Genomic DNA, 24157 nt, shown 5'->3' with positions numbered 1-24157 from the left:
TTAAGAAAAGAAAGATTACGATAAAATGAAGTTTAGACTATTACCCATCATTATGTTTGCTGCTTCTGCACATTTTTATGGACAGGTAACTCCACAGGACAGTACAAAGGTTGATACCGCTGCTGCTGTTCTCGCAGAAAATCAAACAGGAACTTACACGCTGAAGGACATTGTTGTTGATGGGGTAAAAAAATACACACCAGCTCAGATCTTTAGATTTACAGGTTTATCGAAAGGTGAAATTGTAGACATTCCGGGGCAAAAGGTAAGTAACGCAATCAAAAAACTTTGGGATTCTCAATCTTTCTCTGAAGTTGAAGTTTATGTAGAAAGCATTGAAGGGCAAACCGTTGTTCTTAGATTTTACCTGCAAGACCTTAAGGATCTTGGAGAAGTGAAATTTACAGGTAAAGGGATCGGTAAGTCTAAAAATGAAAAACTAGCAAAAGACAATAACTTAAAGCCGGGAACAAAGATTACTCAAAACCTTGTTTCTAGCCTTAAAACGAATATTCCTAAAGACTACATCAAAAAAGGTTTTGCCGATGCAAAAATCACCATTGAAGATAAGGTAAACGCAAGTGACCCTAATCTTGTAGACTGGACTATTAATGTAGACAAAGGTAAAAGGATAAAAATCAGCCACATCGAGTTTGAAGGAAACGAAAGTGTAACTGATGCAAAACTTAGAAAAAAAGCTTTCAAAGAAACCAAGCAAAAAAGATTTGGTATTGGTGGTATTTTAAAGTCTTCAAAATTTGTTGAAGAAAAATACCAGGAAGACAAGCAAAGCTTGATAAGTTATTATAACTCATTGGGATACAGAGATGCTGCAATTGTGTCTGATTCTGTTTGGAGAAATAAAAAAAATAACTACGAAATCAACGTTAAGCTGAAAGAAGGGAAGAAATATTACATCGGTGATATTACCTTTACCGGAAATACAGTTTACGCTACAGAATATTTACAAAGAATCTTAGGATATAAGAAAGGTGATATTTATGATGCAGTAGGATTCAACAAAAAAGTAGGGGAAGACGGCGGAAAAGAAGACGACTCTGATATCAAATCGATATACATGAATAATGGTTACCTTTTCTCAAACGTTACCCCTGTTGAAAAATCAGTTAATGGAGATGCAATTAATCTTGAGATCAGAATTAGTGAGGGAGAACAAGCTACTTGGAATAAAGTAACTTGGTCGGGTAACACCACGACTCATGACCACGTTATTTTGAGAGCATTGAGAACCAAGCCGGGAGAATTGTTTAAGAAAACCGAGATCAAAAGAACATTCTTTGATTTAGCTTCGATGTCTTTCTTCGATCCACAACAGATCGGTCAGGATATTCAGCCAAATCAGCAGGATAACACTGTTGATATCGGGTGGAAACTGGTAGAAAAAGGTTCTTCTCAGGTTCAGTTACAGGCGGGTTACGGTGGTAACAGCTTCATCGGAACTTTAGGACTTACTTTCAATAACTTTTCATTGAAAAACTTTTTGAAATTTAAAGACTTCAGACCTGTACCTCAAGGTGACGGTCAGACTTTATCTATTCAGGCTCAAGCCGGACAATACTTCCAGAACTACGGAGTTTCATTTACAGAACCTTGGTTATTTGGCACAAAACCGACAGCACTTTCTGTAAGTTTAAACAATTCGAGAGTTAATTATAGCCAGGTTACAGGGCCTGATCAGAGACTAAATATTTTCTCAGCTACTGTTGGTTTAAACAGATGGTTGAAATGGCCGGATGATTATTTCTCTTTGTATACAGGAATTCAGTTTCAAAAATATAACTTCAGCAATTATCCTTTCGAGTTTGGTGATACCACAGAATTGTATGGTAATGCGAACAACTTAAGTTTAAATATTGGATTAAGCAGAAACTCTGCCGGTATAGATCCTATTTTTCCTACAGTGGGTTCAAATATTGAATTGTCAGGTAAATTTACTCCGCCATATTCATTGTTCAGTAATAAAAATTACTCTACAATGACGCCTACAGAAAAATATAAGTGGATGGAATTTTACAAAGTGAAGTTCAAAGCTGATGTTTATAATGAAGTGATCGGAAAACTAGTTTTAAGATCTTCAGCAGAAATGGGTTTCATGGATGGTTACAACAAAGAATTGGGGGCACCGCCATTTGAAAGATTCTATGTGGGTGGAACCGGTCTTTTCGGAGGTAGATTTGATGGTAGAGAATTGATTCCGTTGAGAGGTTACGAAAATGCTTCTACATACGGTGGTCAGGCAGAAGATATTACTCAGAGAGGTGGAGGTACTATTTACAACAGATTTACGTTAGAACTAAGATATCCGATTTCATTAAATCAAACAGCCAAAATTTATGCACTTACATTTGCAGAAGGAGGTAACGTTTGGAACTCTTGGGGAAATTATAATCCTTTCCAGCTTAAAAGATCAATTGGTGTTGGGGTAAGAGTTTATATGGGAGCATTTGGTTTAATAGGATTCGATTTCGCTTACGGATTTGATAAAACAATTAGTGGTGATGTATCTGGAAACAGAACACACTTCTTAATGAACCAATCTCTATAACAGTATGAAAAATTTTAAAACTCTTTTCACTTTAGCAGTAATTTTGCTTTTTGGATTTAGCAATGCTCAGAAAATAGGGGTTATCGATACCCAATATATATTGGATAAGATGCCTCAGTATAAAGAAGCTGAAGCAAGGCTAAATTCTCAGATCGATACCTGGGAACAGGATATTAAAGCCTTACAATCTCAGTACGAGCAAAAAAAATCTGCTTTCGAAAGTGAAAAAGTTTTATTAATTGGTGATCAGCTTAAGCTTAGAGAAAAAGAAGTCGCGGATCTTGAAAAAAGCATTCAGACAACACTAAGTTTACGATTCGGTAAAACCGGCGAGATCAATCAACTTAGGGCTAATTTGGTTGAACCTTTTGAAGATCAGATCTGGAACGCTGTAAAGACGATGTCTGAGAAAAATGGTTTGGGCATAGTTCTTGATAAAAATAGCCATGTAAATGTAGTTTTCTTACAGCCAAGATATGATTATACAGATAAAGTATTAACGATCTTATTGAAAGGAACAGAAAAGGAAAAAGAAAAGAAAACTAATAAAAAGTAGTAAAAGTTTTATCAGAACTTAACTTTTACTTAAATTTAAAATCTAAAAACAAAATTAATTATTTATTACCCGTTATGAAAAAATTAAGTGTATTATTTGGAGCAGTAATGATGGTTGTCTCTGTTGGGATGGCAAAAGCTCAGAAAATTGCTACTCTAGACTTAGTAAGCGTACTTAATGCAATGCCTGAAAAGAAAAAAGCAGATACAGATTTAAAAGCTTTCCTTGATGCTAAAGAAAGTGAAATAAAAAAGAAGACTGATGTAATGCAAACCAAGTATGCTTTGTATACTAAAGAAGCTCCTACAAAAAGTGAAGCTGAAAACAAAGCAAGACAAGAAGAAATGCAGAAATTGCAGACTGAAGCTCAGCAAATGAGCGAGAGAGCACAAAAGGATCTTGCTGAAAAAGAAAAACTAGCTTACGCTCCTATCGAAAAGAAAGTGATGGATGCTGTAAACAAAGTGGCAAAAGCAAACAGTTATGAGTATGTGATGGATGTAAACTCTACAGGTCTTATCTACAAAGGAGGTCCTGATGCTACGCCAGCTGTTAAAAAAGAGTTAGGTCTTCAATAATTTCTGAAATTAACAAAGATTTATAAAAACTACCACTTCATTTAGAAGTGGTTTTTTTATTTTTGCGCTATGGAAAAAGAAGTCTCAACGACCGTAAAAGTAAGATTCAGCGATTGTGATCCGATTGGGCATTTAAATAATGTCAAATATCTAGATTACATGTTCAATGCAAGAGAAGATCATGTAGAAACTTTTTATGGATTTACCTACGAAGAATATACCAAAAAAACGGGTTGTACATGGATCGCTATTCAAAATGAAATAGCGTACCTGAAAGAAGTAAAATACAATACCCAGGTTGTTATCAGCAGTAAAACCATCGAAATAGGAGACCGAATTTCTAAAGTAGAAATCCTGATGAAAAGTGTTGATGAGAAAACGATTCACGCAGTACTTTGGGTGACGGTAATTTATTTTAATATAAAAACAAGACGTTCTGAAGTTCATCCGCAAGACATCATGCAGACTTTTGGAAAATTTTATGTTGACTTAGAACAAAAAGACTTCCAGTCAAGAGTTAAGTTTTTAAGATCACAGAATGCAAAAAATTCATAAAACTATTTAAATGAAAAAAATACTTGTAATAGGAAGTAATGGTCAGCTGGGAAACTGCATTAGAAAAATTGCTCCCGATTTTGAAACTCATTATGAATTTATTTTTACAGATTCCCAATCTTTAGATATTACTGACGAAGATCAGATTAATGATTTCTTTTATGATCAGAAACCCGATTTCTGTATCAATGCTTCGGCATATACCGCGGTAGATTTAGCTGAGAAAGAAGAAGAAAAAGCCTTTGCCGTAAACGCAGAAGGTGTCAGAAACCTTGCAAAAGCATGTGCTGATTACAAGACAGTATTCATTCACGTTTCTACCGATTATGTATTTGATGGTGAAACCAACTTAGATTACTCTGAAGATGACTTCACAAATCCTATAGGAATTTACGGAGCATCCAAGTTAAAAGGTGAGGAGTTAGCTTTAGAAAATAATCCAAAGACAATTATTTTAAGAACGTCTTGGTTGTATTCAGAATTCAACAAGAATTTTGTCAAAACAATGCTTAATTTATTTTCGCAAAAACAGGAATTAGGAATTGTTGGCGATCAGTTTGGCCAGCCTACTAATGCGAACGATTTGGCAGAAGCTATTATGAGCATTATCGAAAATCCAAACAAAACTTTTGGTGTTTTCCATTTTTCCAACTATCCGGAAACAACATGGTTTGAATTTGCAAAAAAAATTGCCGAGTTCTCCAAGTCATCAGTAAAACTGAATGCATTGACTACAGAGGAATATCCAACTCCGGCAAAAAGACCAAAAAGAAGCACAATGTGTCTCGACAAGATTGAAAACATCTACAAAATTGAGTCAAAACATTGGGAAAACAGTTTAGAAGATTGTGTTAATATACTTTCCAATTAAAATGAAGATTAAAAATATCGCCATATTCATTCTCTTGATGGCAGTAACATTTGTGAATGCACAAAATGTTTATCTATCTAAAGTTGAAAAAACGAAAGATAATAACGACAAATATTTTTATCAGATAGATCCTAAAAACTCTGCTGCAGAATATTTGGGTGAAATTGATGTGCAAGGCTTTTCAAATGACGATGCTTCTGTATTTGCAGCGATCTATAAAAAAGCAAAAGAAATCGGAGCCAATGCCTTTTCCTACAAACCATTTGAAAGTGTAGATGAAAAAACTCAGCCATTCAATCCAGCAAATTATCGACTGGAGCTTTATTATAGTACAAAAGAAGAATTATTAAAGCCATCAGATTCAATATACTTTTTTTCATCATCTTCAAAACCCCAGACCATAAGCGTCAACAGAAAAGACTATACTTTGCCACCTAGATCGTTTACAACGATTCAAGGCATTCCTGGAGAAATTTATACAGTTTCAACCAAAAAATTCTTAGGTTCTAACATTAAGATTTCGGTAAATGCAAATGCTCCGGCTCAATATTTTCAAATCTCTGCTGCCAAAATTAAGTCAAACACTTTTGGCGAACCGGGTATCAATCTAAAATCGGGAGACATTCTTGGCCTCGACAAGTCATTTGGTGATTTTCTAAGAATGATTTACACAGAAAACAAATAAATTTACCCATACATTTACCTCTGAAACTTTCGGAGGTATTTTTTTATAAATATTACCTATTCCGATAAATTTTCCAACTAAAACTCTCCAACCCATCCATTTCTCCAACGCTCCAACTTTTTTCTTGTAGCTCTTTCCGGCTTTCACTACTCGCTTTTTTGCGCCGAGCTTTTCCTTTGCTTCAAAAAGAGCTCAGACATGCCGTTCAATGGTAAGTTTGCATTAGTAAAAATAGATTAATAATTTGGTTAAAAAAATCAACCAAAGAGCAAAAGCAGCAGGATAAAGGCAGACGCTTCACTGATACTAAGATATCGCCCCGGATTTTATTCCCCTGCTGCTGTTTTCTTCCAAATCCGGATAGAACATTGTTGGTAAAACTTTTACCATGGTGGATCAGAAGAAAACCTCTTTAATAAAGAATTTGTTATGTCAAAATTATCAAAAAAAGTGATTGGTGTAGATGTAGGAGCAAAGTTTTTAACGGTAAGTTTTACGGATAATGTAAATCAAGATCAGGTTTTTAATATCCAAAACAATCAACGCTCGATTTTATCGTTTCTCAAGAAATTTCCCACAGAAGATTATTGTTTGGCTATCGAAGCCACAGGTAATTATAGTAGTCGCATACTCCATCTTTCTTTGGATAATGGTTTTGAATCAAGTTTGATTAACTGTATGTCTGTTAAATATTTTTCAAGGATGAAAAATATCATCAGCAAAACTGATGCAGAAGACGCCAAAGTCATCAGACTTTATGGAGAGATTTTTCGTCCGGAAGTTTATATTCCCAAAAGCATCGAGATTGAACATCTTGACCAAGAAATAAAACTTCTGAATGATCTCGAGGAAGAGAAGCGACGGTATTCGGTAAAGCTAAAGTCACTTCGTTACAATCCTCAGCTCAATCCCAACACGGAAAAACATTATGAAAAGAGATTAAAACAATTAGATAAAGAAATACGGGAAGTAGAAATGAGGCTTCCACAACTTCAAGATGAAGAATTTAGAGAAATAAAAGGTTTGATACAAAGTGTTTCGGGAATTGGGGAGAAGACCTCCCTTCAACTGATGACCGCTACATCTGGTTTTAAAAATTTTGATTCATCGAAATCACTCGTAAAATATTTTGGATTGGCTCCACGTATTTATCAATCAGGAAAGAAATCATATTCTCCCGGTAAGTGCCGTACATCCAAAACGCACATTAGAAGTTTGCTATATGTTTGTTCCTGGACGGCAATAAAACATAATACGCAGTGCAAAGAACTTTATCTGCGACTATTGGAAAAAGGAAAGCCTAAAAAACTTGCATTAATTGCAGTTTGTAACAAGTTACTGAGGATTTGTTTTGGTGTTGTGAAAAACAAAACTGCATATCAACAAAATTTTCAAAAAAACTTTAAAATTTTAACCTGAATAATTTGCATAGTAACATAGAACATCCGGGCTAGGGTTCAGTTCTAGTAGATCCTTTAGTTATCCGTAGAACTTCTATTTCAAAGTTTAAAATTTCAAAATCCAAGATTTAGATTATTCTTTTATAATTTAATTGGATATATACATTCAGTTGACCACCCCGATGCAGTCAGAAGTAAAGATTGAAAAGCCACAGAGTGGCGACCAGTTAATAGACATTACATAATAGGAAATCAAGCTCCGTGGGAGCGACCTGTAAAAATTAAGAGTATATCATATATAGAAGTTACTGTTTTGTAAACCGTGCCCTCCCATACGACGATCCAACCCAAGAACTTTCGAACTCTCTAACACTAAATCATTCCTAAGCTCCAACGCCCCATACAGCTCTCCAACAATCCGACTCTATAACTCTCCAACCCTCTTCCCCTGCAACCTATCACCCGCTTCCTCCTTAAACCCCATAAAATTATTCTCTCACGTAACCAATACTTTAGCTTTAAATATGAATTAAAAGTAAACATAATGTTACATAAATTAGGATTGTGTTATATAAAAGTTCTACTTTTGCCCCACTGAAAAACGAGAGTAATTCGGTAGCGCAGAAGAGCTTTTAAGGAGGCGGAAACGATAAGACTAATGTTATCTACAGATGGATAGAGATCAATAAAGACTTTTAATTTTTTTAGAAATAAAATTTGGTAAAGATAAAAAGATTTGTATCTTTGCAGTCTGGTAAAACGGGAGCGCAGGAGTAGAGAGGTTTAAGTGTTTGGATAAGGATTTAGGGTCATCAAAAAACTTTAAAATTTCCTCAAAAAACATTTGGCAGATTAGAAATAAAGTTTTACTTTTGCACACGCAAATCGGTACTGAAAACGACAGAAAATGTAGGTATCGTAAAAAGCGGAAGAGAAGAGATTATTGAAAAATAATATACAACCAAGTAAGGAAAAACTAAAGCGTAAAATAACTTTGAGTGAGTCAGACAAACATACAATGGAGAGTTTGATCCTGGCTCAGGATGAACGCTAGCGGGAGGCCTAACACATGCAAGCCGAGCGGTAGAAGATCTTCGGATCTTTGAGAGCGGCGTACGGGTGCGGAACACGTGTGCAACCTGCCTTTATCAGGGGGATAGCCTTTCGAAAGGAAGATTAATACCCCATAATATAATGAGTGGCATCACTTATTATTGAAAACTCCGGTGGATAGAGATGGGCACGCGCAAGATTAGATAGTTGGTAGGGTAACGGCCTACCAAGTCAGTGATCTTTAGGGGGCCTGAGAGGGTGATCCCCCACACTGGTACTGAGACACGGACCAGACTCCTACGGGAGGCAGCAGTGAGGAATATTGGACAATGGGTGAGAGCCTGATCCAGCCATCCCGCGTGAAGGACGACGGCCCTATGGGTTGTAAACTTCTTTTGTATAGGGATAAACCTTTCCACGTGTGGAAAGCTGAAGGTACTATACGAATAAGCACCGGCTAACTCCGTGCCAGCAGCCGCGGTAATACGGAGGGTGCAAGCGTTATCCGGATTTATTGGGTTTAAAGGGTCCGTAGGCGGATCTGTAAGTCAGTGGTGAAATCTCATAGCTTAACTATGAAACTGCCATTGATACTGCAGGTCTTGAGTAAAGTAGAAGTGGCTGGAATAAGTAGTGTAGCGGTGAAATGCATAGATATTACTTAGAACACCAATTGCGAAGGCAGGTCACTATGTTTTAACTGACGCTGATGGACGAAAGCGTGGGGAGCGAACAGGATTAGATACCCTGGTAGTCCACGCCGTAAACGATGCTAACTCGTTTTTGGGTTTTCGGATTCAGAGACTAAGCGAAAGTGATAAGTTAGCCACCTGGGGAGTACGTTCGCAAGAATGAAACTCAAAGGAATTGACGGGGGCCCGCACAAGCGGTGGATTATGTGGTTTAATTCGATGATACGCGAGGAACCTTACCAAGGCTTAAATGGGAATTGACAGGTTTAGAAATAGACTTTTCTTCGGACAATTTTCAAGGTGCTGCATGGTTGTCGTCAGCTCGTGCCGTGAGGTGTTAGGTTAAGTCCTGCAACGAGCGCAACCCCTGTCACTAGTTGCCATCATTCAGTTGGGGACTCTAGTGAGACTGCCTACGCAAGTAGAGAGGAAGGTGGGGATGACGTCAAATCATCACGGCCCTTACGCCTTGGGCCACACACGTAATACAATGGCCGGTACAGAGGGCAGCTACCTAGCGATAGGATGCGAATCTCGAAAGCCGGTCTCAGTTCGGATTGGAGTCTGCAACTCGACTCTATGAAGCTGGAATCGCTAGTAATCGCGCATCAGCCATGGCGCGGTGAATACGTTCCCGGGCCTTGTACACACCGCCCGTCAAGCCATGGAAGTTTGGGGTACCTGAAGTCGGTGACCGTAACAGGAGCTGCCTAGGGTAAAACAAGTAACTAGGGCTAAGTCGTAACAAGGTAGCCGTACCGGAAGGTGCGGCTGGAACATCTCATTTTAGAGCGTCTTTAGACGATAAACAAAACACGTATCGCAAGATACAATGTACTTACTTAAAGTTCATGCTTTAGTTTTTTATTTGGTTGATATATAAGTAAAGGAAAAAGTTAGAAGTAAAAAGCTCCAAGTAATTGGAACGTTAAGATTACTCATTACCTATTACTTATATAATATATAAAAAAATACAAAACCCACTAGAAATTAGTAACAGGGAAGAGAGATTTTAGAATTAGAAATTAGAAGTTAGTCGTTAGAAATTAGTCTAACATCTAAAATCTAGCCTCTAATATCTAAATAATGAAGTCTCGTAGCTCAGCTGGTTAGAGCGCTACACTGATAATGTAGAGGTCGGCAGTTCGAGCCTGCCCGAGACTACTAATTAAGGAGTTAGGTTATAGGTATTAGGATTAGGAAAAAAGCCAAAACTAACAACCAAACACCGACAACTAACAACCACTAGAGGGGGAATTAGCTCAGCTGGCTAGAGCGCCTGCCTTGCACGCAGGAGGTCAAGGGTTCGACTCCCTTATTCTCCACCATCACCGATGGTTTAATTTTAAAAAGCAAATAGAGCCAAAAACAATATTTTGCGAATTAGATCAGAGGTAGAAAAAAGATCATTGACATTAACGGTAAAAATATCACAAAGAGAAAACCGAGCGCAATTAAGCGTTTGAGTTTACAAAAAATAGATTAGTAGTAATACTAATCAAAAAAATACTGAACTAATTAATAATTAGGAAAGAAATCGTTAAGGGCGTATGGCGGATGCCTAGGCTTTCAGAGGCGAAGAAGGACGTGGTAAGCTGCGAAAAGCTCGGGGGATTGGCACACACGAATTGATCCCGAGATGTCCGAATGGGGCAACCCGTCTGGTTGAAGACCAGTCACTCCGCAAGGAGAGCAAACCCGGAGAACTGAAACATCTAAGTACCCGGAGGAAAAGAAATCGAAGAGATTCCGTAAGTAGTGGCGAGCGAACGCGGATTAGCCCAAAAGTCTTTATATATTTAAAAGAATGTTCTGGAAAGAACAGCCATAGAGGGTGATAGCCCCGTATTTGAAAGGTATATTTAGATGATAAATGAGTAGGGCGGGACACGTGAAATCCTGTCTGAATATGGGGGGACCATCCTCCAAGGCTAAATACTCCTGAAAGACCGATAGTGAACAAGTACTGTGAAGGAAAGGTGAAAAGCACTTCGAATAGAAGGGTGAAATAGAACCTGAAACCGTACGCCTACAAGCGGTCGGAGCCCACAAGTTGGGTGACGGCGTGCCTTTTGCATAATGAGCCTACGAGTTAATGTTACTAGCGAGGTTAAGGACTTCAGGTCCGGAGCCGGAGCGAAAGCGAGTCTGAATAGGGCGCTTAGTTAGTAGTATTAGACGCGAAACCTTGTGATCTACCCATGGGCAGGTTGAAGCTTTGGTAACACAAAGTGGAGGACCGAACCGGTTGACGTTGAAAAGTCTTCGGATGACCTGTGGGTAGGGGTGAAAGGCCAATCAAACTGGGAGATAGCTCGTACTCCCCGAAATGCATTTAGGTGCAGCGTCGTGTATAAGTTTATTAGAGGTAGAGCTACTGATTGGATGCGGGGGAGTCAAATCCTACCAATTCCTGACAAACTCCGAATGCTAATAAATGTTCCACGGCAGTGAGGGCGCGGGTGCTAAGGTCCGTGTCCGAGAGGGAAAGAACCCAGACCAACAGCTAAGGTCCCCAAATCTCTATTAAGTTGAAGCAACGCGGTTGGACTGCATTGACAGCTAGGATGTTGGCTTGGAAGCAGCCATTCATTTAAAGAGTGCGTAACAGCTCACTAGTCGAGCGGTCCGGCATGGATAATAATCGGGCATAAATAGAGTACCGAAGCTATGGATTTACAACCGTTGGGTTGTATCTGGTAGGGGAGCATTCTGTTTGCACAGAAGCAGTATCGTGAGATATTGTGGAGCGTACAGAAAAGAAAATGTAGGCATAAGTAACGATAAAGCGGGCGAGAAACCCGCTCACCGAAAGACTAAGGTTTCCTCAGCCATGCTAATCAGCTGAGGGTTAGTCGGGACCTAACGCGAACCCGAAAGGGGTAGTGGATGGACAATGGGTTAATATTCCCATACTTGCTCACACTAAAAAGGGGACGGAGTGCCGTACCTGCTGGAGACTGACGGAATAGTCAAGGCCTAGCCTTCGGGCGAAGCTGCTGCAGGGAAAGTGCTTCCAAGAAAAGCCGAAGTGAAGCAACCCGTACCATAAACCGACACAGGTAGTCGAGGAGAGAATCCTAAGGTGCTAGAGTGAATCATGGTTAAGGAACTAGGCAAAATAGTCTCGTAACTTCGGAAGAAGAGACGCCAGCAGCAATGCTGGCCGCAGTGAAGAGGCCCAGGCGACTGTTTATCAAAAACACAGGACTCTGCTAAATCGAAAGATGCTGTATAGGGTCTGACACCTGCCCGGTGCTGGAAGGTTAAGGAAGGGCGTTAGCAGCAATGCGAAGCGTTTGACTGAAGCCCCAGTAAACGGCGGCCGTAACTATAACGGTCCTAAGGTAGCGAAATTCCTTGTCGGGTAAGTTCCGACCTGCACGAATGGTGTAACGATCTGGGCACTGTCTCAACCATGAGCTCTGTGAAATTGTAGTCTCGGTGAAGATGCCGAGTACCCGCAATGGGACGAAAAGACCCTGTGAACCTTTACTATAACTTCGTATTGACTTTGAGTAAGTAATGTGTAGGATAGGTGGGAGACTTTGAAGCAGGCACGCTAGTGTTTGTGGAGTCAACGTTGAAATACCACCCTTTACTTACTTGGAGCCTAACTTCTTTTAGAAGGACACTGCGTGGTGGGTAGTTTGACTGGGGTGGTCGCCTCCAAAAGAGTAACGGAGGCTTTCAAAGGTACCCTCAGCACGCTTGGTAACCGTGCGTAGAGTGTAATGGCATAAGGGTGCTTGACTGTGAGACCTACAAGTCGATCAGGTGCGAAAGCAGGACATAGTGATCCGGTGGTTCCGTATGGAAGGGCCATCGCTCATAGGATAAAAGGTACTCCGGGGATAACAGGCTAGTCTCCCCCAAGAGCTCACATCGACGGGGAGGTTCGGCACCTCGATGTCGGCTCGTCACATCCTGGGGCTGGAGAAGGTCCCAAGGGTTGGGCTGTTCGCCCATTAAAGTGGCACGCGAGCTGGGTTCAGAACGTCGTGAGACAGTTCGGTCTCTATCTATTGCGGGCGTTAGATGTTTGAGAGGGCTTGAATCTAGTACGAGAGGACCGATTTGAACAAACCTCTGGTGTATCAGTTGTTCCGCCAGGAGCACCGCTGAGTAGCTACGTTTGGAAGAGATAAGCACTGAAAGCATATAAGTGCGAAACTCGCCTCAAGATGAGACATCTTTTAAGGGTCGTTGGAGATGACAACGTTGATAGGCTATAGGTGTAAAGTTGGTAACAGCATAGCCGAGTAGTACTAATTACCCGTAGATTTATAGCCTAATTGGCAACTGCTTAATTGCGCAATTAAAGGTTCTCTCTTTGTGAATATTCTTATCGATTAAAATCAGGTATCGGATGATAGATACAAGGTAGCAGGTAGCAGTTTAAAGCTATTACCTAAAGCCTATAATCTGCAACCTAAACCTTATATACAACCTTTAGGGTGGTTTTAGCGGTGGGGCTCACCTGTTCCCATTCCGAACACAGAAGTTAAGCCCACCAGCGCCGATGGTACTGCGAAAGCGGGAGAGTAGGTCGCCGCCAGTTTTTTTTAAAAGTCTCATACATTCATTTGTATGAGACTTTTTTTTGGGCTAAACCTAAATGATGAGAAATAAGTAATGAGTAATGAGCAATAGACAATGTGTAATTTTGATAAGTGATAAGTGATAAGTGATAAGTGATAGAAGGGTGATTTAGGTGAATGAAATTAGTTGTTCCAATCAATAAAATGATGATGGCTTTAATATTTTATTTAATACTAAGCAGTTAAGCCTAAAGCTCAGGTTAAGCTCTGTAGATTCTGTGTTAAGTTCCAAAGCAAAAGTTTAATTTTTTTTTAAATTTGTAATTCACAACAGCTTTATGCTTGTTTCTAAGACATTAAGTAATTATTACGGCTTCCTTTTCTTGTTAATAATTTGCATTATATTGCGTATTCTTCTTCAAAAGAATGTATGAAATTTCCAGCATTTTTCTCTGAATATCTACCAATGCTTTCATTTTAATGCCGTGTTTTCCTAATAATCCGGAGTACAATTCTTTGTATATAGGATTGCATTTTACAGCAAATAACGAAGGTAAATGCATGGATTTTCTTATATGACGGTTTCCTTTTTGGAAAGTTTAGGTTTTCCTTTTACGGATGGTCCCGATTGCTTTTCTTTGATGTCCATTCCGGCATAACTTGTGAGTTGTTTTTTACTTGCGTATCAACTAGAAACCATTGGTTTCTGCTAGAATGATAACAGCTGTCAGTTCGTCCATTCCAGGTATTGTAGAGATTGTGTTACTTCTGCTTTTATCGTTGGATTATGATCCAAAATTATTGAAATTTCTTTTTTACTTCCTGTTCCTGTTTATTGAAGAATTTTATCAATTCAGTGATTCTTTTTACACTTCCTGAATTAGGAAATGCCTCACTTTTTTCTGCTTGTAAATGATTTTTAGCGATTGTTCTTTGCTGCACAATTTGATATCTTTCACGGATCAATTGTTGCAAAATTCGATAGGTTTGGTTAGGTTTTTTCCAATTTTCTTTCCAACCCAAATCTTACAATCGTTTCGCTCTAGGTTTTATCGGTAATGGTTTTTATATCCATAGTCCGCAGATAATTGCTGATTTTGTTAGGTAGAATAATATTGTATCAAAAGCATTATCTATCAGAAAATGAGCAAAACTTTTGATGATAAACGCCTATTGCTTCCATCACCACACGAAGAGAAACGTCTTTAGCCGTATTTTTCAAAATCCATTTATTCAACGCCACAAAACAGGTTTCTTTGTTACTGAAAACCGGTGCGAATAAATTTTAATGCTTAAATCTTCATTGAGCTTGTCTAAACTTACTTCTAATTCTTTTTGAAAAACATCAACTCCCAATACTTACTTAAACTTTTCATTTCAATACATGTTTTAAGTGATAAATGAAAATTAGTAGATGAAAAATTTCCCTTCGTCTTCTCTCCTGGTTGGAAAAAACGGTTCAGACACTAAGAAATTATAAAAAGAATGAGGCTAAATCTACGGATGAATATACTTTTCAAAAGTTATTAAGGAGCAGTTCTACCCTCATTCTTTATCATCTTTATTTTTCAAATTCATATATTAGCAAACATAAGAGGAGGGACACCTTTGTAGCAAAGCATGTGTTTTTAGAACATAAGTTCCATCGGAGCGGTACCTAAGCCATTTAATTTCCGGTAATGTTTCTAACACTTTTTTGCCAGTCATTCAATCTCAATCTTTTATCCCTTTGTCTTCCTTTACTAAGTGAAACGCCCCAGTTTATCTTATAATAGAGATAAAATAAAAGAACTTTGTTTACTGTTACGATAAAAACCAGACTGTTATATTTCTCAAAAGCCCTCTGTTTTATAAACTTTTCCCTTACCCAAGCCGAAACCTCCCATACAACTCTCCAGCCCTCGAACACTAAATCATTCCTACGCTCCAACGCCCAATCAGCTCTCCCACACTCCAATACTCCGACTCTATAACTCTCCAACCCTCAAACAACCCAAACCCCATAAAATTATTCTCTCAGTTAACCAATACCTTAGCTTTAAATATGAATTAAAAGTAAACATAATGTTACATAAATTAGGATTGTGTTGTATAAAAGTTCTACTTTTGCCCCACTGAAAAACGAGAGTGATTCGGTAGCGCAGAAGAGCTTTTAAAGAGGCGGAAACGATAAGGCTAATGTCATCTACAGATGGATAGAGATCAATAAAGACTTTTAATTTTTTTAGAAATAAAATTTGGTAAAGATAAAAAGATTTGTATCTTTGCAGTCCGGTAAAACGGGAGCGCAGGAGTAGAGAGGTTTAAGTGTTTGGATAAGGATTTAGGGTCATCAAAAAACTTTAAAATTTCCTCAAAAAACATTTGGCAGATTAGAAATAAAGTTTTACTTTTGCACACGCAAATCGGTACTGAAAACGACAGAAAATGTAGGTATCGTAAAAAGCGGAAGAGAAGAGATCATTGAAAAATAATATACAACCAAGTAAGGAAAAACTAAAGCGTAAAATAACTTTGAGTGAGTCAGACAAACATACAATGGAGAGTTTGATCCTGGCTCAGGATGAACGCTAGCGGGAGGCCTAACACATGCAAGCCGAGCGGTAGAAGATCTTCGGATCTTTGAGAGCGGCGTACGGGTGCGGAACACGTGTGCAACCTGCCTTTATCAGGGGGATAGCCTTTCGAAAGGAAGATTAATACCCCATAATATAATGAGTGGCATCACTTATTATTGAAAACTCCGGTGGATAGAGATGGGCACGCGCAAGATTAGATAGTTGGTAGGGTAACGGCCTACCAAGTCAGTGATCTTTAGGGGGCCTGAGAGGGTGATCCCCCACACTGGTACTGAGACACGGACCAGACTCCTACGGGAGGCAGCAGTGAGGAATATTGGACAATGGGTGAGAGCCTGATCCAGCCATCCCGCGTGAAGGACGACGGCCCTATGGGTTGTAAACTTCTTTTGTATAGGGATAAACCTTTCCACGTGTGGAAAGCTGAAGGTACTATACGAATAAGCACCGGCTAACTCCGTGCCAGCAGCCGCGGTAATACGGAGGGTGCAAGCGTTATCCGGATTTATTGGGTTTAAAGGGTCCGTAGGCGGATCTGTAAGTCAGTGGTGAAATCTCATAGCTTAACTATGAAACTGCCATTGATACTGCAGGTCTTGAGTAAAGTAGAAGTGGCTGGAATAAGTAGTGTAGCGGTGAAATGCATAGATATTACTTAGAACACCAATTGCGAAGGCAGGTCACTATGTTTTAACTGACGCTGATGGACGAAAGCGTGGGGAGCGAACAGGATTAGATACCCTGGTAGTCCACGCCGTAAACGATGCTAACTCGTTTTTGGGTTTTCGGATTCAGAGACTAAGCGAAAGTGATAAGTTAGCCACCTGGGGAGTACGTTCGCAAGAATGAAACTCAAAGGAATTGACGGGGGCCCGCACAAGCGGTGGATTATGTGGTTTAATTCGATGATACGCGAGGAACCTTACCAAGGCTTAAATGGGAATTGACAGGTTTAGAAATAGACTTTTCTTCGGACAATTTTCAAGGTGCTGCATGGTTGTCGTCAGCTCGTGCCGTGAGGTGTTAGGTTAAGTCCTGCAACGAGCGCAACCCCTGTCACTAGTTGCCATCATTCAGTTGGGGACTCTAGTGAGACTGCCTACGCAAGTAGAGAGGAAGGTGGGGATGACGTCAAATCATCACGGCCCTTACGCCTTGGGCCACACACGTAATACAATGGCCGGTACAGAGGGCAGCTACCTAGCGATAGGATGCGAATCTCGAAAGCCGGTCTCAGTTCGGATTGGAGTCTGCAACTCGACTCTATGAAGCTGGAATCGCTAGTAATCGCGCATCAGCCATGGCGCGGTGAATACGTTCCCGGGCCTTGTACACACCGCCCGTCAAGCCATGGAAGTTTGGGGTACCTGAAGTCGGTGACCGTAACAGGAGCTGCCTAGGGTAAAACAAGTAACTAGGGCTAAGTCGTAACAAGGTAGCCGTACCGGAAGGTGCGGCTGGAACATCTCATTTTAGAGCGTCTTACAGACGATAAACAAAACACGTATCGCAAGATACAATGTACTTACTTAAAGTTCATGCTTTAGTTTTTTATTTGGTTGATATATAAGTAAAGGAAAAAGTTAGAAGTAAAAAGCTCCAAGTAATTGGAACGTTAAGATTACTCATTACCTATTACTTATATAATATATAAAAAAATACAAAACCCACTAGAAATTAGTAACAGGGAAGAGAGATTTTAGAATTAGAAATTAGAAGTTAGTCGTTAGAAATTAGTCTAACATCTAAAATCTAGCCTCTAATATCTAAATAATGAAGTCTCGTAGCTCAGCTGGTTAGAGCGCTACACTGATAATGTAGAGGTCGGCAGTTCGAGCCTGCCCGAGACTACTAATTAAAGCGGATGGCAAATGGCTTATAGCTGATGGCAAAAAAGCCAGAAGCAAGAAGCAAATCGCCAGAAGCACCTAGAGGGGGAATTAGCTCAGCTGGCTAGAGCGCCTGCCTTGCACGCAGGAGGTCAAGGGTTCGACTCCCTTATTCTCCACCATCACCGATGGTTTAATTTTAAAAAGCAAATAGAGCCAAAAACAATATTTTGCGAATTAGATCAGAGGTAGAAAAAAGATCATTGACATTAACGGTAAAAATATCACAAAGAGAAAACCGAGCGCAATTAAGCGTTTGAGTTTACAAAAAATAGATTAGTAGTAATACTAATCAAAAAAATACTGAACTAATTAATAATTAGGAAAGAAATCGTTAAGGGCGTATGGCGGATGCCTAGGCTTTCAGAGGCGAAGAAGGACGTGGTAAGCTGCGAAAAGCTCGGGGGATTGGCACACACGAATTGATCCCGAGATGTCCGAATGGGGCAACCCGTCTGGTTGAAGACCAGTCACTCCGCAAGGAGAGCAAACCCGGAGAACTGAAACATCTAAGTACCCGGAGGAAAAGAAATCGAAGAGATTCCGTAAGTAGTGGCGAGCGAACGCGGATTAGCCCAAAAGTCTTTATATATTTAAAAGAATGTTCTGGAAAGAACAGCCATAGAGGGTGATAGCCCCGTATTTGAAAGGTATATTTAGATGATAAATGAGTAGGGCGGGACACGTGAAATCCTGTCTGAATATGGGGGGACCATCCTCCAAGGCTAAATACTCCTGAAAGACCGATAGTGAACAAGTACTGTGAAGGAAAGGTGAAAAGCACTTCGAATAGAAGGGTGAAATAGAACCTGAAACCGTACGCCTACAAGCGGTCGGAGCCCACAAGTTGGGTGACGGCGTGCCTTTTGCATAATGAGCCTACGAGTTAATGTTACTAGCGAGGTTAAGGACTTCAGGTCCGGAGCCGGAGCGAAAGCGAGTCTGAATAGGGCGCTTAGTTAGTAGTATTAGACGCGAAACCTTGTGATCTACCCATGGGCAGGTTGAAGCTTTGGTAACACAAAGTGGAGGACCGAACCGGTTGACGTTGAAAAGTCTTCGGATGACCTGTGGGTAGGGGTGAAAGGCCAATCAAACTGGGAGATAGCTCGTACTCCCCGAAATGCATTTAGGTGCAGCGTCGTGTATAAGTTTATTAGAGGTAGAGCTACTGATTGGATGCGGGGGAGTCAAATCCTACCAATTCCTGACAAACTCCGAATGCTAATAAATGTTCCACGGCAGTGAGGGCGCGGGTGCTAAGGTCCGTGTCCGAGAGGGAAAGAACCCAGACCAACAGCTAAGGTCCCCAAATCTCTATTAAGTTGAAGCAACGCGGTTGGACTGCATTGACAGCTAGGATGTTGGCTTGGAAGCAGCCATTCATTTAAAGAGTGCGTAACAGCTCACTAGTCGAGCGGTCCGGCATGGATAATAATCGGGCATAAATAGAGTACCGAAGCTATGGATTTACAACCGTTGGGTTGTATCTGGTAGGGGAGCATTCTGTTTGCACAGAAGCAGTATCGTGAGATATTGTGGAGCGTACAGAAAAGAAAATGTAGGCATAAGTAACGATAAAGCGGGCGAGAAACCCGCTCACCGAAAGACTAAGGTTTCCTCAGCCATGCTAATCAGCTGAGGGTTAGTCGGGACCTAACGCGAACCCGAAAGGGGTAGTGGATGGACAATGGGTTAATATTCCCATACTTGCTCACACTAAAAAGGGGACGGAGTGCCGTACCTGCTGGAGACTGACGGAATAGTCAAGGCCTAGCCTTCGGGCGAAGCTGCTGCAGGGAAAGTGCTTCCAAGAAAAGCCGAAGTGAAGCAACCCGTACCATAAACCGACACAGGTAGTCGAGGAGAGAATCCTAAGGTGCTAGAGTGAATCATGGTTAAGGAACTAGGCAAAATAGTCTCGTAACTTCGGAAGAAGAGACGCCAGCAGCAATGCTGGCCGCAGTGAAGAGGCCCAGGCGACTGTTTATCAAAAACACAGGACTCTGCTAAATCGAAAGATGCTGTATAGGGTCTGACACCTGCCCGGTGCTGGAAGGTTAAGGAAGGGCGTTAGCAGCAATGCGAAGCGTTTGACTGAAGCCCCAGTAAACGGCGGCCGTAACTATAACGGTCCTAAGGTAGCGAAATTCCTTGTCGGGTAAGTTCCGACCTGCACGAATGGTGTAACGATCTGGGCACTGTCTCAACCATGAGCTCTGTGAAATTGTAGTCTCGGTGAAGATGCCGAGTACCCGCAATGGGACGAAAAGACCCTGTGAACCTTTACTATAACTTCGTATTGACTTTGAGTAAGTAATGTGTAGGATAGGTGGGAGACTTTGAAGCAGGCACGCTAGTGTTTGTGGAGTCAACGTTGAAATACCACCCTTTACTTACTTGGAGCCTAACTTCTTTTAGAAGGACACTGCGTGGTGGGTAGTTTGACTGGGGTGGTCGCCTCCAAAAGAGTAACGGAGGCTTTCAAAGGTACCCTCAGCACGCTTGGTAACCGTGCGTAGAGTGTAATGGCATAAGGGTGCTTGACTGTGAGACCTACAAGTCGATCAGGTGCGAAAGCAGGACATAGTGATCCGGTGGTTCCGTATGGAAGGGCCATCGCTCATAGGATAAAAGGTACTCCGGGGATAACAGGCTAGTCTCCCCCAAGAGCTCACATCGACGGGGAGGTTCGGCACCTCGATGTCGGCTCGTCACATCCTGGGGCTGGAGAAGGTCCCAAGGGTTGGGCTGTTCGCCCATTAAAGTGGCACGCGAGCTGGGTTCAGAACGTCGTGAGACAGTTCGGTCTCTATCTATTGCGGGCGTTAGATGTTTGAGAGGGCTTGAATCTAGTACGAGAGGACCGATTTGAACAAACCTCTGGTGTATCAGTTGTTCCGCCAGGAGCACCGCTGAGTAGCTACGTTTGGAAGAGATAAGCACTGAAAGCATATAAGTGCGAAACTCGCCTCAAGATGAGACATCTTTTAAGGGTCGTTGGAGATGACAACGTTGATAGGCTATAGGTGTAAAGTTGGTAACAGCATAGCCGAGTAGTACTAATTACCCGTAGATTTATAGCCTAATTGGCAACTGCTTAATTGCGCAATTAAAGGTTCTCTCTTTGTGAATATTCTTATCGATTAAAATCAGGTATCGGATGATAGATACAAGGTAGCAGGTAGCAGTTTAAAGCTATTACCTAAAGCCTATAATCTGCAACCTAAACCTTATATACAACCTTTAGGGTGGTTTTAGCGGTGGGGCTCACCTGTTCCCATTCCGAACACAGAAGTTAAGCCCACCAGCGCCGATGGTACTGCGAAAGCGGGAGAGTAGGTCGCCGCCAGTTTTTTTTAAAAGTCTCATACATTCATTTGTATGAGACTTTTTTTTGGGCTAAACCTAAATGATGAGAAATAAGTAATGAGTAATGAGCAATAGACAATGTGTAATTTTGATAAGTGATAAGTGATAAGTGATAAGTGATAAGTGATAAGTGATAAGTGGTAAAAGGGGATTTAGGTGAATGAAATTAGTTGTTCCAATCAATCAAGTGAAGGACTGTCAATATTTATTTGAGGCTACAGTGAAGCTGGTAAGGTAAAGGTAAAGGTAAAGGCTGAGCTCCGTAGGAGCGACACATTGTTTTAATAACGGTTGTCTTAATTATTAACCAAAATGCAAGTAAACACAGATGAAGTTGTATTATAATCCATCAAAAACTGAAGTTTATTTATACAGACTAAAACCCTAGCCCGGATGTTCTATGTTACTATGCAAATTATTCAGGTTAAAATTTTAAAGTTTTTTTGAAAATTTTGTTGATATGCAGTTTTGTTTTTCACAACACCAAAACAAATCCTCAGTAACTTGTTACAAACTGCAATTAATGCAAGTTTTTTAGGCTTTCCTTTTTCCAATAGTCGCAGATAAAGTTCTTTGCACTGCGTATTATGTTTTATTGCCGTCCAGGAACAAACATATAGCAAACTTCTAATGTGCGTTTTGGATGTACGGCACTTACCGGGAGAATATGATTTCTTTCCTGATTGATAAATACGTGGAGCCAATCCAAAATATTTTACGAGTGATTTCGATGAATCAAAATTTTTAAAACCAGATGTAGCGGTCATCAGTTGAAGGGAGGTCTTCTCCCCAATTCCCGAAACACTTTGTATCAAACCTTTTATTTCTCTAAATTCTTCATCTTGAAGTTGTGGAAGCCTCATTTCTACTTCCCGTATTTCTTTATCTAATTGTTTTAATCTCTTTTCATAATGTTTTTCCGTGTTGGGATTGAGCTGAGGATTGTAACGAAGTGACTTTAGCTTTACCGAATACCGTCGCTTCTCTTCCTCGAGATCATTCAGAAGTTTTATTTCTTGGTCAAGATGTTCAATCTCGATGCTTTTGGGAATATAAACTTCCGGACGAAAAATCTCTCCATAAAGTCTGATGACTTTGGCGTCTTCTGCATCAGTTTTGCTGATGATATTTTTCATCCTTGAAAAATATTTAACAGACATACAGTTAATCAAACTTGATTCAAAACCATTATCCAAAGAAAGATGGAGTATGCGACTACTATAATTACCTGTGGCTTCGATAGCCAAACAATAATCTTCTGTGGGAAATTTCTTGAGAAACGATAAAATCGAGCGTTGATTGTTTTGGATATTAAAAACCTGATCTTGATTTACATTATCCGTAAAACTTACCGTTAAAAACTTTGCTCCTACATCTACACCAATCACTTTTTTTGATAATTTTGACATAACAAATTCTTTATTAAAGAGGTTTTCTTCTGATCCACCATGGTAAAAGTTTTACCAACAATGTTCTATCCGGATTTGGAAGAAAACAGCAGCAGGGGAATAAAATCCGGGGCGATATCTTAGTATCAGTGAAGCGTCTGCCTTTATCCTGCTGCTTTTGCTCTTTGGTTGATTTTTTTAACCAAATTATTAATCTATTTTTACTAATGCAAACTTACCATAGAAGCGGTTACCCCGCAACAGAATGGAAAAGTTGGTGGTTTTAGCTTTGGCAAAGCAAGGCGTGAGGAGTAGTAGCGGATAGCCGGATAAAGCTCCTAAAAAAAACCTTTTCAAATTGTTCTAAAGTGCACTTATGGTGAATACGAGTCGGCTATTGTAAGTTGCAGCCGGAATTGTGACCGAAACACCGCTAAGCTGTAATTGAATGGGAATGTTTGTATACGAAGCTAATGCTGCTATTGCCGTAATCCTGAATAATTCGATATCTGTAAGTGTTACTGTTTGATAAGCTGTTCCCCCTGTTATGGTGCACAATAAACAAAGTGTGGTTCCGTCACCGGTTCTTTTAGCTTGTAATATTAAATTTGGATTCCAGGTCGGGTTTCCTTCGTAATGTACAGATACTTTGCCACTGCTTAAAAGTAATGGGATGCTTGCTGTTAATAATATTTGATTGGCCGCGCTTTCATAAGTTCCCGCATAGTTTGATCCGGCTTCTGTTATTGATGGAATAGATACTGCCCAATTAGTTCCTCCTACTGTTAAAGTTCTTTGTGCTTTCATTGCGCAGAAAGAGAGTAAGAAGAGCATAAAAGTTGCTTTAACCAAGCATATTCTACAAATAATATAATCTTTCTTCATTTCGGTTCTTATTTATTCTGTGATTGTATATACGATGACCACCGCAGTGTTTGTGCGGGCTGATAAATTACTATACGTATTTGGGGATAAACTTATGGTTAATCGATGACCGTTATTGGCTCCGTTTCCTGTAAAGGAACCACCAATTCCGCTTATTATTGTCTGTGATGTCGTATTGAGTGTGATTTGGGCTGATGGCGTACCCAATGTTCCTCCGCCAGATCCTGTAGCTGCTGCTGCTTGAATTTTTATGTCTATTCCTGGAATTACAGGACTTACAGAAGCCGTAATTTTTCTGCTTAATCCTCCTGTTGCGATTGCTGATGTATAATTAATCCATTTTGAGGTATTGATAGCGGGTGAAACAATTGGTCTGCCTGCTTCGGTGGGGGCGATAAAATTCATTGCAATCGCACCTGCGGGTTCAATATCCAACAGAGTAACAACAGGCAACGTTACGCTGGCGGTTCTATTTCCCGTAGTTTGTGAAAAAAGATGGGAAGAGATGATAAATGTGATAAGAAAAACTAATTTGTAGTTGCTCATT

At 40.2% G+C, this 24157-nt stretch carries 13 protein-coding genes, 4 tRNA genes and 6 rRNA genes; 17 read left to right on the top strand and 6 right to left on the bottom strand.

The annotated features are described in order from the left end of the window. Positions 1-25: 25 nt before the first annotated feature. From bamA to rrf (EG358_RS19420), 12 genes are all read left to right on the top strand, one after another. Positions 26-2566 carry an outer membrane protein assembly factor BamA gene (bamA, locus tag EG358_RS19475; protein ID WP_076561894.1) on the top strand — a complete coding sequence of 847 codons (2541 nt, stop codon included), beginning with the start codon at positions 26-28 and terminating at the stop codon, positions 2564-2566. Positions 2567-2570: 4 nt separating this feature from the next. Further along, positions 2571-3122 carry an OmpH family outer membrane protein gene (locus EG358_RS19470; RefSeq protein ID WP_076561893.1) on the top strand — a complete coding sequence of 184 codons (552 nt, stop codon included), beginning with the start codon at positions 2571-2573 and terminating at the stop codon, positions 3120-3122. Between the two features lie 74 nt (positions 3123-3196). Next, positions 3197-3700: an OmpH family outer membrane protein gene (locus EG358_RS19465; RefSeq protein ID WP_076561892.1), complete on the top strand. Its 504-nt coding sequence runs from the start codon at positions 3197-3199 to the stop codon at positions 3698-3700. Positions 3701-3769: 69 nt separating this feature from the next. Further along, positions 3770-4255 (top strand): acyl-CoA thioesterase, encoded by a 486-nt coding sequence (locus EG358_RS19460; protein ID WP_076561891.1) that lies wholly within the window; start codon positions 3770-3772, stop codon positions 4253-4255. A gap of 10 nt (positions 4256-4265) precedes the next feature. Beyond that, positions 4266-5126 (top strand): dTDP-4-dehydrorhamnose reductase, encoded by an 861-nt coding sequence (gene rfbD / locus EG358_RS19455; RefSeq protein ID WP_076561890.1) that lies wholly within the window; start codon positions 4266-4268, stop codon positions 5124-5126. 1 nt (position 5127) lies between these two features. Next, positions 5128-5811 (top strand): hypothetical protein, encoded by a 684-nt coding sequence (locus EG358_RS19450; protein WP_076561889.1) that lies wholly within the window; start codon positions 5128-5130, stop codon positions 5809-5811. Between the two features lie 429 nt (positions 5812-6240). Then, entirely contained in the window at positions 6241-7230 is a 990-nt protein-coding gene (locus EG358_RS19445; RefSeq protein ID WP_115596387.1) for an IS110 family RNA-guided transposase, read from the top strand. 996 nt (positions 7231-8226) lie between these two features. Continuing rightward, positions 8227-9743, top strand: a 16S ribosomal RNA gene (locus EG358_RS19440). A gap of 303 nt (positions 9744-10046) precedes the next feature. Next, positions 10047-10120, top strand: a tRNA-Ile gene (locus EG358_RS19435). Between the two features lie 87 nt (positions 10121-10207). Beyond that, positions 10208-10284: transfer RNA gene (locus EG358_RS19430), tRNA-Ala, on the top strand. A 202-nt stretch (positions 10285-10486) separates the two neighbouring features. Beyond that, a 23S ribosomal RNA gene (locus EG358_RS19425) occupies positions 10487-13248 on the top strand. Between the two features lie 161 nt (positions 13249-13409). After that, positions 13410-13517, top strand: a 5S ribosomal RNA gene (rrf, locus tag EG358_RS19420). The 16S, 23S and 5S rRNA genes sit together here with 2 tRNA genes alongside, the layout of an rRNA operon. 366 nt (positions 13518-13883) lie before the next feature. On the opposite strand, the gene EG358_RS19755 is transcribed toward rrf (EG358_RS19420), so the two are convergent. The 3 genes from EG358_RS19755 to EG358_RS19410 all read right to left on the bottom strand — a co-directional run bounded on the left by EG358_RS19755 (position 13884) and on the right by EG358_RS19410 (position 14520). Beyond that, positions 13884-14060, bottom strand: coding sequence for a hypothetical protein (locus EG358_RS19755; protein WP_159436403.1), 177 nt, complete (start codon positions 14058-14060; stop codon positions 13884-13886). A gap of 8 nt (positions 14061-14068) precedes the next feature. Beyond that, on the bottom strand, positions 14069-14146 hold the full coding sequence (locus tag EG358_RS20075; protein WP_115596467.1) for a hypothetical protein: 78 nt from the start codon (positions 14144-14146) through the stop codon (positions 14069-14071). Positions 14147-14295: 149 nt separating this feature from the next. Beyond that, the gene (locus tag EG358_RS19410) at positions 14296-14520 is read right to left on the bottom strand and encodes a hypothetical protein (RefSeq protein WP_115596460.1); all 225 of its coding nucleotides are present in this window, start codon (positions 14518-14520) and stop codon (positions 14296-14298) included. A 1512-nt stretch (positions 14521-16032) separates the two neighbouring features. Here EG358_RS19410 and EG358_RS19405 point away from each other — a divergent pair. From EG358_RS19405 to rrf (EG358_RS19385), 5 genes are all read left to right on the top strand, one after another. Beyond that, a 16S ribosomal RNA gene (locus EG358_RS19405) occupies positions 16033-17549 on the top strand. A gap of 304 nt (positions 17550-17853) precedes the next feature. Beyond that, positions 17854-17927 (top strand) — tRNA-Ile (locus tag EG358_RS19400). A gap of 83 nt (positions 17928-18010) precedes the next feature. Continuing rightward, positions 18011-18087: transfer RNA gene (locus EG358_RS19395), tRNA-Ala, on the top strand. 202 nt (positions 18088-18289) lie between these two features. Further along, positions 18290-21051 (top strand): 23S ribosomal RNA (locus EG358_RS19390). Positions 21052-21212: 161 nt separating this feature from the next. Then, positions 21213-21320 (top strand): 5S ribosomal RNA (gene rrf / locus EG358_RS19385). Between the two features lie 436 nt (positions 21321-21756). On the opposite strand, the gene EG358_RS19380 is transcribed toward rrf (EG358_RS19385), so the two are convergent. The 3 genes from EG358_RS19380 to EG358_RS19370 all read right to left on the bottom strand — a co-directional run bounded on the left by EG358_RS19380 (position 21757) and on the right by EG358_RS19370 (position 24156). Further along, positions 21757-22746, bottom strand: a complete 990-nt coding sequence (locus EG358_RS19380; protein ID WP_115596387.1) for an IS110 family RNA-guided transposase — start codon at positions 22744-22746, stop codon at positions 21757-21759. Positions 22747-23088: 342 nt separating this feature from the next. Then, positions 23089-23559 (bottom strand): hypothetical protein, encoded by a 471-nt coding sequence (locus EG358_RS19375; RefSeq protein ID WP_076560452.1) that lies wholly within the window; start codon positions 23557-23559, stop codon positions 23089-23091. 63 nt (positions 23560-23622) lie between these two features. Further along, on the bottom strand, positions 23623-24156 hold the full coding sequence (locus EG358_RS19370) for a hypothetical protein (protein WP_228421343.1): 534 nt from the start codon (positions 24154-24156) through the stop codon (positions 23623-23625). Position 24157: the final 1 nt, after the last annotated feature.

Source organism: Chryseobacterium indoltheticum (genome assembly GCF_003815915.1).
Classification (GTDB): Bacteria; Bacteroidota; Bacteroidia; order Flavobacteriales; family Weeksellaceae; genus Chryseobacterium; species Chryseobacterium indoltheticum.
This window is presented reverse-complemented; position numbering and strand designations above follow the sequence as displayed.